Raw genomic sequence first — 16,205 nt, 5'->3', positions numbered from 1 at the left:
CTGTCAGCCCTTCTGGGGCTTGTGTCACCCGGCGAGCTCCTCCGACCGGTGCGCGAGCCACAGGTCGTACCGGGCACTGGGGGACTGCAGCAGGGAACGCTCCAACAGCGCCTCGATCCGGGCCAGCCGCTTGCGCGCCCCGGGGACGGAGACGCCCAGCGCCGCGGCCGCCGGGACGAGTTGGGCGTCGTGCGCCAGCCAGGCGCGGACCGTGGCACGGGCTCCTGGTGGGGCGTCCGGCCCGCTCAGTCCGCTCAGATGGGTACGGGCCCAGTCGGTCAGGCGCGGATCGCGCAGCACATCGTCGAGATCGGGGGCTGCGGCCCCGAGGGCGCCGCCGCTCTCCGCTCCTGCTCGCGCCCCTGCTCCCGAGGTCAGCCGCAGTGCCAGGGAGAGTGCCGACTGGTCCGCGAGGCGTGCGAGGTTCAGGCCGAGCAGCGCCTCGATCAGGCGCAGCCGGGCCGCCAGGGTGTTGCGGTGGATCTTCAGCAGCCGGGTGGCGTGCGAGGTGAAGTTCAGCCAGGCGTGGGCGGTGGCGCGCAGCTCCTGCCCGCCGGGGTCCTGGGGGCGCCGGGGCGCGTACGTGTGCAGGGGCGCGAGCAGGGCCTCGGCCCAGCCGGCTCCCGCCCCGTGCGCGGCGAGCGCCAGTTCGGGGCCGGGCCCGAACCGGGCGTGCCGATCGTCGCTCCCCCGGGCGACGGCCAGAGCGTGGAAGGCCTGGGTGTAGGCGGTCGGGGCCTCGCTCAGGCCCATCTCCCCGCTGACACCGACCGCGCAGTCCGGCGCCCCCTCCACCAGTGCTTCGGCCAGGGGGTCGCCGGTGGCCGGCCCCGTGGCGGTGGCCGGCGGGGCGAGCACGATGAGGTGGCGCACGTAGACCGGGCAGCGCACGATCCAGGCCCGGCCGTCCGTCAGTTCCCGGCAGAGCCGCATGACTTCGGCGCGCCGTCCGATCGGGCATTCGACGACGTACATCCGCATCGGGTCGGGCAGGGCGGGGCCCAGCGTGACGGAGATCTGGTGGGCGGTGGAGAGCCGGCCGTTCATCAGCAGGTGGAGGACTGCCTCGCGGACCTGCGCCTCGGCGCGCCGGACCCGTTCCTCCCGCCGGCCGGCCTCCTCGGCCCGCAGGACGAGGTCCAGCGGTACGGCCGCGTCCGCGAGGAGTGCGGGCGCGTCGGGGTGGTGCGGCTGCTCCAGTACGGCGGCCAGCGCGCGCCGGCCGTCCAGTGCGAACAGCAGGGTCGCGGAGTGGGCGCCGTGCAGGACCGCCGACCGAACGCCGCGGGCGGCCAGCTCGGCGGCGCCGCGCACGGCGGCCTCGGGAGCCGGGCCGTGCTCCGCTCGGGCCTCCACCACCCCGACCCATCCACCGAGGTGGGAGGTGAGCCATTCCAGCAGTGCGGCCGATCCCCCGGCGTGGGCGAGCCGGTGAACCTTGAGAATGTCGTCGGACCGGGACACGGCCGCATTCAACCACCCGCCGCACACTGTGCGCTGTGATACCCGTCTCGCGCGCTCACTGGGCAGGACGAACCCTGCGCATGTCCCGGCCCGCACCTAGGCTGGGAGACGAGCGGCAGGATCCCGGCGGCTTCGATTGAATCGGACACGGGGGAAGCCACGGGATCCCGCCGCCACTCACATCCGGCGCGCCGCGCTGCGGATGGCCTCCCGGATGCGGAAGTAGGTACCGCAGCGGCAGATGTTGGCGATGGCGTCGATGTCCTCGTCCGTGGGATCTGCGGTCCGCTTCAGCAGGGCGACGGCGGCCATGATCTGTCCCGGCTGGCAGAAACCGCACTGGGCGACGTCCTGTTCGAGCCACGCCTCCTGCACGGGGTGCAGGTCGTCCCCGTCCGCCAGGCCCTCGATGGTGGTGACCGACCTGCCGGCGCAGGCGGAGACGGGCACCACGCAGGGGCGGATGTCGGTGCCGTCCAGGTGGCTGGTGCAGGCCTTGCAGACGTCCACCCCGCAGCCGTACTTGGGGCCGCGGATGCCCAGCATGTCGCGAAGCACCCACAGCAGGGGCAGGTCGTCGGGCGCGTCCACGGTGACGCTGCGCCCGTTGACGGTGAAGGTGTGCGAGGGCACGGCGGTACTCCTGGCTCGGGCTATCGGGGGTAGGGGGTGAAGTCGACGTCGAAGTCGAGGGGAAAGCTGCGCGGCTCGGAACCGGTGGCCCTGGCCCAGGCGTTGGCGATCGCGCCGACCGCGGCGGGCACCCCGAGTTCGCCCGCACCGCCCGGCTCGTCGCCCGTGGCCGGCAGGACGAAGACCCGCACGTCGCGCGGGGTGTCGCGCTGCTTGGCCCAGTGGAACTGGCTGTAGCTGCCCTCCAGCGGAAGCCCCTTGTCCAGGTGCAGCCCGGCGCGCAGGGTGGTGGAGATCGCGTCGGTGAGACCGCCGATCATCTGAGCCTCCAGTCCGCGCGGGTTGACGGGCAGGCCCACGTCCACGGCGATGACGGCCCTGGTGACGCGGACGTGGTCCGGGTCGCGGGTGTCGATCTCGACGAGGCACGCGGTGCGGGACTTGTACTCCTCGTGGAAGGCGATGCCCTGCGCGCACCCGGCCTCCATCGGCCGCCCCCAGTTCCCTTCCTTCGCGGCCTTGTCGAGGACGGCGCGCTGGGCGTCGGTCTTCAGGAAGCTGCGCCGGAAGGCGTACGGGTCCCGGCCCGTCCGGGCGGCGAGCTCGTCGACCACGATCTCCTCGGCTCCGCGCGTGTTGGCGGAGTAGACCGAGCGCCACGAGGCCGTGGGGATACCGGTGGGCACCTCGGTGAGCGCCTGGGTGGTGAGACCGAAGTGGTACGGGGACTTCACCGTGGTCAGGAAGAGGGTCTGAGCGAGGGTGGCGTTGCCGATGCCGAGCGGCAGGTGCGCCGCGGTGGCGGTGATGATCTCGCCGAGGCCGTGCCGGAAGTCGGTCTCCGCGGCGGCGACCCGGTGTTCAAAGCTGAGCACCTCGCCCAGGAGGTGGGTGGCGCGGATCCGGTGGTGGGTCGCCGGGCGCATCCGGCCGTGCCGGGTGTCGTCCACGCGGGTCCACATCAGCCGGACGGGGCGGCGGCAGGCCTTGGAGATGCGGGCGGCCTCCAGGGCCGCGTCGAAGAAGAGCCGGCGACCGAAGGATCCGCCGGCCTGGACCACGTGCACCTGCACCTTGGACAGGGGCAGGCCGAGGTCGGCGGCGATCGTCTCGCGGGCCACGATCGGGGACTTGAGGCCGGACCAGATCTCGGCCCGGTCCTCGCGCACGTCGGCGATGGCGGAGTTGGTCTCCATCGGGGCGTGACTGACGAAGGCGAAGTCGAACTCGGCGTCCACGTACGGGGTCAGCAGGGGCGGCACCAGCAGCGGCGGGGTGGCGGCGCGCAGCTTGGCGCGGATCTCGGTGTCGGACAGCCGGTCGGCGGGGCCGGGGCCCCAGGTGACCTGGAGGGCGGACTTGGCGTCGATGGCCTGCCCGAAGGTCTCGGCGACGACGGCGACGCCGGTCGCAACGGTCACCACGTGCAGGACACCGGGCATGGCCCGGACGGCGGCCAGGTTGGTCACGGTGCGGACCGTGCCGCCGAGGGTGGGCGGGCGGCGCACCACGCAGGGCTTGGCGCCGGGCACGTCCAGGTCGAGGGTGTACTGCAGGGCCCCCGTGACCATGGCGCGGGCGTCGACGCGGCCGGTCGGCTGCCCCACCAGGGTGTGCCCGGCCCGCTTCTTGGGGCTGGCACCGAGGACGACCAGGCCGGGGTCGGCGGCGGCCGCGGCGAGGTCGCCGTAGTCGGCGGTGCGCCCGTCCGTGGCGCGGACGGCGCCGTTCGCGGTGGTCAGTGACGTCGGTGAGACGCCCCAGCGGTGGGCGGCGGCCGCGACGAGGCGGGCCCGGGCGGTGGCGGCGCACTGGCGCACCGGTCCGTAGAGGGAGCGCACGGAGTTGGAGGATCCGGTGAGCTGGTTGAAGAGCAGCTCGGGCCGGGCGTCGTCCAACTCCACGCGTACGTGGGCCAGCGGCGCGTCGAGTTCCTCCGCGACGAGCATGGCCACCGCGGTGGTGAGGCCCTGGCCGACCTCCTCGCGCGGCAGCCGGAAGCGGATGGTGCCGTCCGTCTCGACGGCGAGCGCCAGCAGGGCTGAGGTGGGGGCGCCGGCCAGGATGAACAGGTCACCGAGGTCGATCACGTCGGCGATGGCCGGCAGGGAGGGCACGACGGCGTGGGCGGGCTGTGCGGCCAGTGCGTCGGCGGTGGCGCGGGTGACGAGGGCCAGGGTCGGCGCGGCCACGAGGTGGGTGAGGAAGGAACGCCGGCTCGGTCCCGTGCCGCGGGGCGTGCCGCGGTCGGCGTCGCCGTTCGCCTCGGCGTCGTTCGCGTCGTCGTTCGCGGCGCGGTCCGTGCTCTCGTTCGTGGCGTGGTGGCGGCCGGCCATGTCGTCGTGTGTCCCCAACGCTGCGCGGGCCCGCCCGCGCAGACCTCCCCCGTTATTACCGGCACGTAGAGTAGCGGCCCGACCGCGTCCTGAGAAGCCCCGATTCCGCCGTGTCACCAAGGGCGACATCACTCGTTCGGGGGTATCTCCCCGGGTCGCCTTGATCCATTCCTTACGCGTTTTCCTCGAACGGCGGGCTCGTACACATCGGCCGTACGATCGAGCGGCGGTCGCCGGATGGCCTGATTCCGGCCGCGGTTGCCGCCGTGCCGGCCCCGCCACCGGGAGGTGCTGCTCCGTCACCGCGGAGAGTGCCTGACCGGATTCGTTCGTACGCGGCGGACGCCCCGCCAGGCCTACGGCATATACCAGAAGCAAGAACGTAGCGGATGTTGCCAAACGCCTTACACGTCGTCGCGCCCTGTGCAACAGTCGTTACCGGTCCTTCCTTCAGACTTGGCCGTGCCGCGCCTGTATCGGAGTTCTCATGCCGTCCCACCTGTTCGCGGACCGTCCCGCGCAACCGCCCGAGCCAGGGTCGGTGGACGCGCTGATCTCGCAGACCCGGCGGCTGCGGGGAGAAGTGGACGCGGTCCGCCGCGACACCGTCGTGGACGACGACGACGCCCAGGGCCGCTGGCAGCGTGCACTGTGCGACCTCGCCGTCCACCACCTCGACGACCTCCGCGAGCACCTCGGGCAGCTCAAGGAGGGCCTGCCGCCGGCGCCCGAGACCGTCGAGTACCCGCAGCCGGCGCCCGAGGCCGGGCCCGAGGCACAGACCCGCGTCGGCAGTGCCGAGTGGAACCTGCTGACCGACGAGGTCAATTGGTCCGACGAGCTGTTCCAGATCTTCGGCCGCTCGCCCGAGTCCGGCGCGCTCCCCCTCGACGAACTGGGCTCGACCCTCTTCTCCGAGGACCAGCCGTTACTCACCGCATGGGTCACCGACTGCCTCGTGGACGGCAAACCGATCGACGGCGAGTTCCGCATCGTCCGGGCCGACGGCCGGGTCCGGACCCTGCACATGAGGGGCGAGCCGGTACTCGACTCCGACGGCTGTACGGCCTCGATGTGGGCCGTCCTGCGGGACGTGAGTGAACTGCGCCGGAGCCAGCGCGCGGTGCGCGAGTCCCGTGACTCGCTGCAGCGCCAGCGGGAGATCGCGCAGACCGAGCACCGGCTGGCGGTCGAGCTGCAGGAAGCCGTGCTCCCCCCGTGGCGCGGCTCCCTGCGGTTCCCGTACGGCAGCTCCGGCACCCTGGACGTGGCCGCGCACTACCTGCCCTCCGCGACCAGCGCGCTGATCGGTGGCGACTGGTACGACGCCCTCGAACTCCCCGACGGCCGCTCCATGCTGACGGTCGGCGATCTGACCGGACACGGAGTGACCGCCACCTCCGGAATGGCGATGATGCTCGGCGCGCTGCGCGGCATGGCCATGGCGGGCATCGAGCCGGGCCCGCTGATGGGCTGGCTCAACCAGCTCCTGGAGACCTCGGTGCAGCCCGCCCTCGGCTCGGCCGTTTGCTGCCGCTACGATCCCGCGCGCCAGGTGCTGTCCTGGGCGCAGGCGGGCCACCCGGCTCCCCTGCTGTTCCGCAGGGGCTCGGGCCGCTCCCTGCTGCCGCCGGAGGGCGTCCTGCTGGGCGCGACCTCCGGAGCCACCTACGGGCAGGCCGAGGAACGACTCGAAGTGGGCGACCTGCTGATCCTGCACACGGACGGACTCACGTCGCGCAGCATCGAGTTCAGCCGGGCGGACGGGACCGAGCGGCTGCTGGCGCTGGCGCCCCGGTTCGCGGCGGCGCGCTCGGCGCAGGACTGCGTGCGGATCGTGATCGAGGAGTTCGGCGAGAGCGAGCGGGAGGACGACGCCTGCGTGCTCGTCGCCCGGGTCGGCGGGTAACGGGCGCCGGACGTACGGGCTTCGGGGCCGCGCCGGAAGGCGCGGCCTTTCTCGTCTCCGTACCAGGCGTATCAGACGTACAGGGCTTCGGGCCAGGACCGTACGGGCCCGTGCGGGAGCCGGCGTGGGACTACACCCCCGTGGCGCGCGGCGCCGGGTTGTCGGGGAGGGCCAGCTTGATCTCCTGGCGCAGGTCCTCGATGCGCGCGTACCCGGAGTACTGGGCGGTGAGCCGGTACATCTCGCGCAGCCGGTCCCAGGTCCGGTGCGAGGAGGTCTCGTTCATCGACACCAGGGCGAGGCGCGCGTACCGGTCGGCCTGCTCCGGCTCGTCGGCGATGAAGCACGCCGAGGCCATGGAGATGTAGTCGAAGATCTGCGAGCGCTGGTAACCCTCGCCGCGCAGCCGCAGGGCCTCCCTGGCGTGGCGCGCGGCGACGGGCGCCGCCGCGGCGTCGTGGTCCGCCAGGGTGCGGTAGGCGAGGGCCTGCATACCGTGCAGGTCCGCCTCGTCGAAGTGCTGCATCCAACTCGGCGGCGGCACGTCGCCCTTGTCGGAGACGAACAGTTCCTCGGCCTCGCCCAGGGTGCGGCGCATGGCCTGGCCCTTGCCCATGGCGGCCTGCGCCCAGGCCTCGATGGTGTGCAGCATGGCGCGCGTGCGCGGCAGGGTCTGCTCGCCCGAGCCCGACTGGGCGAGCTTCATCAGGTCCAGGGCCTCGTTCGGCTTGCCGAGGTGGACCATCTGCCGGGCCGCACGGGACAGCGCCTCGCCGGCGCGCGGCCGGTCGCCCCCTTCGCGGGCCGCGTGCGCGGCGATGACGAAGTACTTCTGCGCCGTGGGTTCCAGGCCCACGTCGTGGGACATCCAGCCCGCGAGGACCGCCAGGTTGGCCGCCACCCCCCAGAGCCGCCGCTGGAGGTGGTCGGGGTGGTGGTAGGCGAGCATGCCGCCCACCTCGTTGAGCTGGCCGACGACGGCCTTTCGTTGGAGTCCGCCGCCTCGGGAGGCGTCCCAGGCGCGGAACACCTCGACGGAACGCTCCAGGGCCTCGATCTCCTGGGAGCCGATCGGGGCGGCCTCGTAGCGGTCGTAACCCGCTGGGTCGGCCTGGAAGGATTCCCCGAAGTTCCGGGCCTCCTCGGCCCGGGCGGGGTCGGTGTGCAGCCAGTCGTACATGGCGTTGCTGAGGGCGGAGCCGGCGGTGAGCACCGCTCCCGCGCCCATCAGACCGCGACGGTTGAGCATGAGGTCCATTCCCGTGAATTCGGTGAGGACCGCGGCTGTGCGTTCGGGCGCCCACGGCATCCCGTCGGGGTTCTCACGAGCCCCGTCCGGCTGCCGTCTGGAGGTGCGCCGCTGCCGTACGAACCCGAGGTCCTCGATGGTCACGACACGACCGAGCCGCTCGGTGAACAGTGCTGCCAGTACCGTGGGCACCGGTTCGCGGGGGGCTTCCCCCATGTCGATCCAGCGCCGCACCCGCGAGGTGTCGGTGGCCAACTGGGGGTGGCCCATGGCCGCCGCCTGCCGGTTCACCATCCTCGCCAGTTCGCCCTTCGACCAGCCGGCCAGGCCGAACAGGTCGTTCAAGCGGGTGTTTGGACCTTTGCTCACGTCAAGCCCCCAGGTTCTCGGCTGAGTTGACAGTAGCCCGCCGTCAGATGCCCAGCGACTATTCGCCAGGCTTCGCCAGGGCACGCCCGATGGTTCGCCACCTTGCGCCGGGTGTCAGGTAGGAATGCGCCTCCCCGACCCGGTTCACCGGCGGAACTCCCCAGGGTGAAGTACGGGATCCGGCGGGGCGGCGTACGCAACTCGTCGGCGCACGAAGGGATCCGTATCACCATGTACGCAGCAACGTCCTCCGTGTCCGCACCGGTCCGGCCGCACCGCACGCTTCCGGCGGGCGGCGGCCCCTACCTGGAACCCGGCCGCCCGTCGGCTGCGGCGCAGGGCGTCGTCCGGGCGCGGCGGATGCCGGGTACCGGATCACAGCCCGTCAGCGGCAGAATCGATCTCTCGGGGCCGCAGGGGGCGCAGCTGCGCACCGCGCTCGCGTCGGTGCAGCGGATCTGTCCGGAGTTCGCCCCGGTGCAGGTCCTCCGGCGCAGCGGCCGCTCCGTCCTCCTGGTGGGTACCACCGGACGGATGACCGCTGTCGCAAAGGTATTACTGGACCACTCGCCGGAATGGCGTGAGCGCTACCGGCACGAAATAGCGGCATACCGGGCCTTCGTCCGGCACCGCCCGCCGGTCCGGGTGCCGCGGCTGATCGCCGCCGACCCCGAGAACTGCACGCTGGTGGTGGAGCGGATGGCGGGCCGGGTCGCGGCGCTGCAGCGGCACCCGGTGGAGCCGCCGCCGCGGGTGGACCTCCGGGCGGCCCTGGGCGCGGTGTGCCGGGTCAACCAGTGGCGGCCGCCGGCGGAGCTGTTCGGTACCCCGATGAACTACGCGCGGCGGATCGCCCGCGACTACGAGTTGGGGCTGCTGACCGACCGGGACCTCGGTGACCTGCAGAAGCTGCTGCACGGTGTGAAGCTGTCGGGCACGGCCCTGCAGTTCAACCACGGGGACGCCCTGCTGTCGAACCTGCTGCTGTCGCCGGCCGGTCCCGTCCTGCTCGACTGGGAGCACGCGGGCTGGTACCTGCCGGGATACGACCTCGCCACGCTGTGGACGGTACTGGGCGACGCCCCGGCCGCCCGTGCCCAGATCAGCCGGCTCGCGCAGTCGGCGGGTCCGGCCGCCCGGGACGCCTTCCTGGTCAACCTGATGCTGGTGCTGACCCGGGAGATCCGGATGTCCGAGACGGCGGTCCAGCGCTCGATGCTGGCGACCGCCCCGTCGCAGCCGCCGGCGGTGGGCGCCCTGTCCTCCGGTGAGGAGCAGCGACTGCTGCTCCGCCGCCTGCACGACGATGCAGGGATGGCGCGCCGAGCGGTGCGCGCGGCGGTCGGCACGCGCTGACCGTCCCCCGTACGCGAAGCCCCGTGGCCCCCACCGCCACGGGGCTTCGCCCGTTCCGGGCCCGGGCGGGACGCGTACACGGGCGCGCGGCACGGGGCGCGGGGCTGTGCGGCCCCCGGCGCGTCGGAGGCGGCGGTGCCGGATGCCTTGACATCACATGATCCCCCGAACACCTTTTCTGACTCAGCATCAGAAATGCTGGAGGCACTTCCCCTCCTCCCCGACTCCGCTGGAGCCTGCCCATGTCCGCAAGCGCTTCACGCACCTCCCCCGCCGCCCTTCCGTCCAGACGTACGGTCCTCGCCGGCACCGGGGCCGGGGTGCTCGGCGCCACCGTGCTGCCGCCCGCCGCGGCCCGGGCCGACAGCGCCCAGGACGGTCCCCCGCTCGGCGAGTACGACGTCGTCGTGGTCGGATCCGGGGCCGCCGGGATGACCGCCGCCCTCACCGCCGCCCAGCGGGGGCTGAGCGTGCTCGTGGTCGAGAAGGCCCCGACCTTCGGCGGATCGGCCGCACGCTCGGGCGCCGGCATCTGGCTGCCCAACAACTCGGTGATCCTGGGCGCGGGGGTGCCGGACACCCCGCAGAAGGCGGCGACCTACCTCGCGGCCGTGGTCGGGCCCGAGGTACCGGCCGACCGGCAGGCCGCGTTCCTCGCCAACGGGCCCCGGATGCTGGACTTCGTGATGGCCAGCAGCCCGCTGCGGTTCCGCTTCATGGAGGGGTACAGCGACTACTACCCCAACCTGCCGGGCGGGCTGCCGAACGGCCGTTCCATCGAGCCGGACCAGATCGACGGGAACATCCTGGGCGCCGAACTGGCCCGGCTGAACCCCGCGTACCTGCCGGTCCCGGCCGGGATGGTGGTCTTCAGCCAAGATTACAAGTGGCTGAACCTGGCGGCGGTGAGCGCCAAGGGGCTCGCCGTGTCGACCGAGTGCCTGGCGCGCGGCACGAAGGCGGCGCTGCGCGGCGAGAAGCCGCTGACGATGGGCCAGGCCCTGGCCGCCGGGCTGCGCGCCGGACTCCAGCGGGCCGGCGTTCCGGTGTGGCTGAACAGCCCCCTGGTGGACCTGGTCCAGGAGGGCGGCGCGGTCACCGGCGTGGTGGTGGAGAAGCAGGGCGTACGGGGCACCGTACGGGCCCGTCGCGGGGTGGTCATCGGCTCGGGCGGTTTCGAGCACCATGCGCAGATGCGGGCGCAGTATCAGCAGCAGCCGATCGGCACCCAGTGGTCGGTGGGGGCGAAGGAGAACACCGGCGACGGGATCCGGGCCGGTCAGCGGGCCGGGGCCGCACTGGCGCTGATGGACGACGCGTGGTGGGGGCCGTCGATCCCGCTGCCCGGGGAGCCGTACTTCTGCCTGGCCGAACGGACCCTGCCGGGCGGGCTGATCGTGAACGCGAACGGTGCGCGGTTCGTCAACGAGGCGGCGCCGTACAGCGATGTGGTGCACGTGATGTACGAGAAGGACCGGGGTGCGGTCGGCTCGCACATCCCGGCGTGGCTGATCGTCGATCAGAACTACCGCAACAAGTACCTGTTCAAGGACATCCTGCCGACGCTGCCCTTCCCGGACGCGTGGTACCAGTCGGGCGCGGCGAAGAAGGCGTGGACCTGGGACGCGCTGGCCGGCCAGATCGGGGTCCCGGCGGGCGCGCTGCGGGCGACGCTGGGCCGGTTCAACGCGCAGGCGTGGAGCGGCGACGACGCCGACTTCCACCGGGGCGACACGGCGTACGACCACTACTACACGGACCCGAACGTGCACCCGAACTCGTGCCTGGCACCCGTCTGGGTCCCGCCGTTCTACGCGTTCAGGATCGTGCCGGGCGATCTCGGTACGAAGGGCGGCATCGTCACGGACGCCCGGGCCCGGGCCCTGCGCCCGGACGGCTCGGTGATCCCGGGCCTGTACGCGGCGGGCAACGCGAGCGCGGCGGTGATGGGCCACAGCTACGCGGGCGCCGGATCGACGATCGGCCCCGCGATGACGTTCGGCTACGTGGCGGCGAACGCCATCGCGGACGCGTGACGCCCGCGCCCGGAGCTACGGAGGACGGTCAGCCCTGCTGGAAGAGCTCGGCGGGGAGCGGCTTCAGGAGGGCGTAGAGGTCATCGGTGATCGGGCGGTCCCAGCTGGCGATGGTGACCAGCACGTTGTCGCTGCGGTCGAACTGGACGCAGGAGATGCGGGACTCCGACAACTTGATCTTCCGGACGATGAGGAGGTTGTCGCCCTGCATGACGGGGCAGTCCTCGACGCCGGTGACCTCGACGTCCTCGTCGTTCTCCAGAGCGTCGAGGAGCTGGGCCACCTCGAAGGGGATCTGGCTGTCGGTGAGGTCCCGGGCCGGGGAGCCCTCGGGGAGGTTTCCGATGATCATCGCGGGGCCGCGTCCGCCGAACAGGTCGTAGCGGAGGAAGACACCCTGGCAGCTGCCGTCGGGCGCGGGCAGCAGCCCGGCCCCGAGATTGCCCGGCCAGTCCCCCGGGTCCATGGCCAGGACGTCGAAGTCCGGGCCGGCGGGTGTGGCGGCGCGGTGGCGGCGGAGGAAGGACATGCCGCCATGGTACGTGGCCGCGCGAGTTTTCCGGCCCGGGGGCCCTCATCCGGGGAGCTGCCCGGGCCCGGCCCGCCGGCCCGGGTCGTCAGACCGGGGGGGACCAGGGTGAACCAGTGCGGGAGCAGGTCGGCGTCGCCCGTGACGCGCAGGGCGGTGGCCGGGAGGCGGCCCCAGAGGAACAGGGCGAGGTCGCAGGCGCTGCCCGCGGCCTCGACGTCGGCCGGGCCGGTGGGAACGGTCTCCAGCAGGACCCGGTCACCCGAGAGGACGACCGTCCACGTTTCCGGACCGTCGGTACGCCGGAAGCGGTACCTCTCGCCCGCGCCCGGCGGTGCCTGCCGCCAGCCGCGGCGGGCCGGGGCCATCACCTCGATCGTCTGGGTCACGGCGTCCGCAGCGACGTCCGGGGCGAGGCGGCCGGGGGTGCCGGTCGCGGATTCGGCGTCCCAGCGGTGCACGGCCAACTCGATCAGCTGCATCCGCAGCCAGAATCCCGAGGTCTGCTCCACCGACCAGGTCCAGAGCTCAGTGTCCGGACCCAGCTCGTGGAAGAGCTCCGCCAGCTCGCGGGCGCCCTGTGCGAACCAGTCGGTCAGTGCGTCCGGGTCGTCCGGGACCTCGGGGAGGGCGAGGCCGGCGGGGTCGGGCGGGGCCGCGAGCCGCTCGCGCAGGACGTACGCGAGGTAGCGGTGCACTCCGCCCAGGTGCGTGACGAGGTCGGTGACCGTCCAGCCGGGGCACGCGGGGACCGCCGGCACCGGCTCGTCGAGGTCGAACGCCCGGCGCACCGCCTTCTCGAACACCGTCGCCTCGGTCCGGAAGGCGGCGAGTCTCTCGACGTGATCCATGGGGTCCACCCTTCCCGGCGGGCGGCCGGTTCGATCACATTGAGCTACGGGCGAACGCCTCCAGTGCGTCCCTGAGCCCGGGCCGGTCGGTGCCCAGCTTGCGACAGGCCGCCGACAGTGCCCAGTCCGGCGAGGGCAGCACCACCGTCTCCGTGACGGGCTCCTTCCCGGCCCGCACGGCGAGGTCGGCGGCCCGGATCTCCTCCTCCGTGAGCCCGTCCTCCCAGGCCAGCCCGCACGGCAGCGTGCCGCCGAGCCCCAGCAGGGTCTCTGCCGTCCGCGCGGCCAGCCCGTCCGCACCGCATTCCCGCGCCGTCACGACGGCCTGCATCAGCACGTCGGGATCCCTCAGCTCGGTGCCGAGCGCGGCCAGGGCGCGGGCCAGTTCGTAGCCCGCCGGTGAGGCCGAGAGCAGGGTGACCGCCTCCCTGAGGAGCGGAGCCCGGTCCTCGCGTTCCGCCACCTGCGCCGCCACCCGCAGGGCCTGGCCGATGGCCGAGGCGGCGCCGAAGGCGCGGGCCCGCCGGACGGCGTCGTCGGCCAGGGCGCGGGCCCGCTGCGGATCGTCCGAGGCCACCGCCCGGGCCAGGTGCAGCTGCCACGGGCACCAGGCCGGATTCTGGATGCCGCGCGGGGTCAGCCGCCGGTCGACCGCCTCCAGTTCGACGATCGCGGCCTGCGCCTCACCCCGGGACAGGAGCAGTTCGGCGTACACGGTCTGGGAGTCGGGGAAGACCACGGCCGCCGGGAAGGGGGCGCCGTACTCGTGCTCCCGGGCCAGTTCCCAGGCCTCCTCGGGCCGGCCCCGTGCGAGCAGGGTCGTGAGGAGGATGGCTATGGCGTACCAGTGCACGGGGGTGCGGCGGCCCACGCGCTCGGCGAGCCGCAGCCCGGCCCGCGCCAGTTCCTCGGCCTCCACGAGCCGCCCGCGCCGGTAGCGGACGTAGGCCCGCAGGCTGTAGGCGAAGGAGAGGTGCGCCCCGCGCCAGCCGTGCCGCTCGAACTCGGCGGTGCCCGCTTCGAACAGCTCCTCGGCACGTCCGGGCCGGTCGGCGTACATGTGGACCATCGCGGCCAGGACCGGGACCTCGAAGCCGCGGTCCTCGTGGGCCCAGCTGAAAGGCTGCTCCAGGACCCGTCCGGCGTGGTGCAGCACCAGGTCGACGGGCTCTCCGCGCAGGCAGGCGTCCCAGGCGCGCAGCCCGATGATGTACCGCTCGGTGAGGTCGCGCCCGGTCAGCCGGTCGGCGAGGCGGGCGAGCCGCCGGGAGCGGGCCGGGGAGTCGGTCTCGGCGGCGTTGAAGGCGTCCCACATGAACTGCTCGGACTGCAGGCGCAGTCGGGCGCGTACGTCCTGGGTGTACGGGATCTCCCGCGCGAGCGATTCCGAGGCCTCGGCGAGCCGGTCGCTGTGCGCGAGGACCTGGGCGAGCCGGATGACGATGCCCTGGCGCAGGGCCGGGTCGTCGGAGGGCTCGGCGAGCGCGGCCCGCAGGTGGTTGACGGTGTTGGCGGGCTCGGTGAGCAGGGAGGCGCAGCCCAGTTCGTAGAGGACTGCGGCGCGTTCGTCGAAGTCCGGGGGTTCCAGCAGGGCGCGGGAGAGCTGGCGGCGGGCGGCCTCGGGGGCGCCGGCCCGGAGGTTCTCGCCGGCGGCCTCGCGCAGGGTGCGCACCACCCAGGGGTCGCTCTCGGGGTGGGTCTCCAGCAGGTGCCGGGCGGCCGCGGAGGAGCCGAGTCCGGCATCGACGACGGCCGCCGCCGCCTTGCCGTGCAGGGCGACGCGGAGCGCGTCGGGGATGGCGCGGTAGATGGCGGTGGCGATGAGCGGGTGGACGAACTCCAGCCCGGCTTCGGCGTCGGGTTCCTCGGCGGTGGCGGCCGACAGGATGCGGGCGTCGCGCAGCCGGCGGGTGGCGTCCACGGCCTCCTCGGCGCCGAGGGCGGCCACCCGGGCGGCGAGTCCCTGCGGGATGGCGGTGCCGAGGACGGCGCAGGCCCAGGCGAAACGGACGGTGGAGGGACCGAGCCGTTCGAGGCGGGCGACGAGGCCGCTGCCGCGCTGGGCGGCGGCCAGGTCGCGCAGTTGGGGGGCGTTCGCCTCGACCGGCGTCAGGCCCTTGCCGCGGACCTTGGCGGTGAGTTCGACGGCTTCGAAGGGGTTACCGGTGGTGACGGCCCAGGCCTCCTGGCAGAAGGCGTCGTCGGCGTGGGCGCCGACGGCTTCGCGGACCAGGGTGGCGACGGCGGCCGGGGTGAGCGGTGCCAGCGGCAGCGGGCGCTGTCCCGCCCGGCCGGGCAGCGTGCGGAAGGCGTCCGCGTGCTCGGGCAGTTCGTCGGGTCGGTAGGCGACGACGAGGAGCAGCGGGAGGTGTTCGGCGCGCGGGGCGAAGGCGGCGAGCCAGCCGAGGGACTCGGGGTCGGCCCAGTGGGCGTCGTCGAGGACGAGGGCGACGGGGGCGCGCTTGACGACGAGGTGGGTGAGGACCCAATCGAGTCCGTCGCGCAGGCCCTGGGGGTCGGGCGGGACCCCTTGTTCGGGGGCGCAGAGTCCGAGGGCCGGGCCGACGATGGAGTACCAGCCCCCGAGGGCGGCGCGCAGCTCCTGCTCGGAGGTGCCGGCGAGCTGCGGCTGGATGAGCTGGCGGGCGACGTGGAAGGGCTGGCTCTGCTCCTGTTCGCCGCCCCGGGCGGCGAGGACGGTGCAGTTGCGTGCGTGGGCGCGGCGGCGCAGTTCGGCGAGCAGGGTGGTCTTGCCGAGGCCCGCGGGGCCGGAGAAGGCGAGCAGCGCGCCGCCCGCGTCCGGCGCGGGACCGGTGAGCTCGTCCAGGGCCTCGTCGACGATGGCGAGTTCGGCATCGCGTTCGACCATTGTGCGCCGTGTGCGGGTCCGGCGGTCCGTCATGGCTGGTACCCCCCAGGCCTGTTCGGGGGTTCAGCGTACGCCCGGCGCATGGCGCAAGGGATGCCACTGCGGAAAAGAATCCGATCTTCTTTTCCGGGGGTTGTCAGTCCTGTGCGGAGCGGGTGGCGAGGCCTTGCAGGACGGCCACGGCCTCGGCGGCCCGGTCGGCGTCCACGAAGAGGTGGTCGTGGTGGTAACCGGCGATGACGTTGCAGCTCAGACCGTGTGCGCCGAGCTCGGCGGCGAAGGCGGCGGTGAGCCCGACGGCATCGAGCGCGGAGTGGATCCGCAGGGTGATCCAGCCGGCGGTGCAGTCGTAGGCGAGCCCGGCCGCGTCGGCGTCCTCCTGGCGCAGCACCAGGGTGAGGCCCTCGGCCTCCAGGACGGTGGCGACGGGGGCGGTCCCGGCGGGGACGGTGCTGCCGGCGACGGTACAGAAGACGTACCGGCCCTCATTCAGCTCGGGCCGCATCCCGCTCAGGAGTTTCCGCAGGTCATGCTCTCCACTCATACGGCCACCCTACCGATCGCCCCGGCTGTTCCCGGTCCGCGGCCGTGGGGGTCGGGGCTC

The 16,205-nt window shown here is 73.4% G+C and carries 10 protein-coding genes and 1 pseudogene; 3 read left to right on the top strand and 8 right to left on the bottom strand.

Going from position 1 to position 16,205, the window contains the following annotated elements; all coding sequences use genetic code 11:
• Window positions 1-24: 24 nt before the first annotated feature.
• From IE257_RS09845 to IE257_RS09835, 3 genes are all read right to left on the bottom strand, one after another.
• Complete coding sequence (locus tag IE257_RS09845; protein ID WP_189966837.1) at window positions 25-1,464, bottom strand: helix-turn-helix domain-containing protein; 1,440 nt, start codon at window positions 1,462-1,464, stop codon at window positions 25-27.
• A gap of 177 nt (window positions 1,465-1,641) precedes the next feature.
• A complete protein-coding gene (locus IE257_RS09840) occupies window positions 1,642-2,097 on the bottom strand; it encodes a (2Fe-2S)-binding protein (protein WP_189966835.1) in 456 nt (151 codons plus the stop codon).
• Window positions 2,098-2,117: 20 nt separating this feature from the next.
• The gene (locus tag IE257_RS09835) at window positions 2,118-4,433 is read right to left on the bottom strand and encodes a xanthine dehydrogenase family protein molybdopterin-binding subunit (RefSeq protein WP_229920235.1); all 2,316 of its coding nucleotides are present in this window, start codon (window positions 4,431-4,433) and stop codon (window positions 2,118-2,120) included.
• A 487-nt stretch (window positions 4,434-4,920) separates the two neighbouring features.
• Between IE257_RS09835 and IE257_RS09830 the strand changes: the two genes are divergently transcribed.
• Complete coding sequence (locus IE257_RS09830; RefSeq protein ID WP_189966832.1) at window positions 4,921-6,342, top strand: PP2C family protein-serine/threonine phosphatase; 1,422 nt, start codon at window positions 4,921-4,923, stop codon at window positions 6,340-6,342.
• Between the two features lie 130 nt (window positions 6,343-6,472).
• On the opposite strand, the gene IE257_RS09825 is transcribed toward IE257_RS09830, so the two are convergent.
• The gene (locus IE257_RS09825) at window positions 6,473-7,960 is read right to left on the bottom strand and encodes a DNA-binding protein NsdB (protein ID WP_189966830.1); all 1,488 of its coding nucleotides are present in this window, start codon (window positions 7,958-7,960) and stop codon (window positions 6,473-6,475) included.
• A gap of 231 nt (window positions 7,961-8,191) precedes the next feature.
• Between IE257_RS09825 and IE257_RS09820 the strand changes: the two genes are divergently transcribed.
• A complete protein-coding gene (locus IE257_RS09820; protein ID WP_189966828.1) occupies window positions 8,192-9,316 on the top strand; it encodes an aminoglycoside phosphotransferase family protein in 1,125 nt (374 codons plus the stop codon).
• A gap of 242 nt (window positions 9,317-9,558) precedes the next feature.
• The gene (gene kstD / locus IE257_RS09815) at window positions 9,559-11,352 is read left to right on the top strand and encodes a 3-oxosteroid 1-dehydrogenase (protein ID WP_189966826.1); all 1,794 of its coding nucleotides are present in this window, start codon (window positions 9,559-9,561) and stop codon (window positions 11,350-11,352) included.
• 28 nt (window positions 11,353-11,380) lie between these two features.
• On the opposite strand, the gene IE257_RS09810 is transcribed toward kstD, so the two are convergent.
• The 4 genes and pseudogenes from IE257_RS09810 to IE257_RS09795 form a co-directional block, all read right to left on the bottom strand.
• Complete coding sequence (locus tag IE257_RS09810) at window positions 11,381-11,881, bottom strand: hypothetical protein (protein ID WP_030384415.1); 501 nt, start codon at window positions 11,879-11,881, stop codon at window positions 11,381-11,383.
• Between the two features lie 131 nt (window positions 11,882-12,012).
• Window positions 12,013-12,732, bottom strand: a pseudogene (locus tag IE257_RS09805) (maleylpyruvate isomerase family mycothiol-dependent enzyme); the annotation flags it as partial.
• Between the two features lie 34 nt (window positions 12,733-12,766).
• Window positions 12,767-15,601 (bottom strand): ATP-binding protein, encoded by a 2,835-nt coding sequence (locus IE257_RS09800; RefSeq protein ID WP_229920234.1) that lies wholly within the window; start codon window positions 15,599-15,601, stop codon window positions 12,767-12,769.
• Between the two features lie 136 nt (window positions 15,602-15,737).
• Window positions 15,738-16,145, bottom strand: coding sequence for an ACT domain-containing protein (locus IE257_RS09795; RefSeq protein ID WP_189966822.1), 408 nt, complete (start codon window positions 16,143-16,145; stop codon window positions 15,738-15,740).
• Window positions 16,146-16,205 lie beyond the last annotated feature (60 nt).

Origin of the sequence: Streptomyces avidinii (assembly GCF_014650695.1) — a bacterium.
GTDB lineage: Bacteria > Actinomycetota > Actinomycetes > Streptomycetales > Streptomycetaceae > Streptomyces > Streptomyces avidinii.
This window is presented reverse-complemented; position numbering and strand designations above follow the sequence as displayed.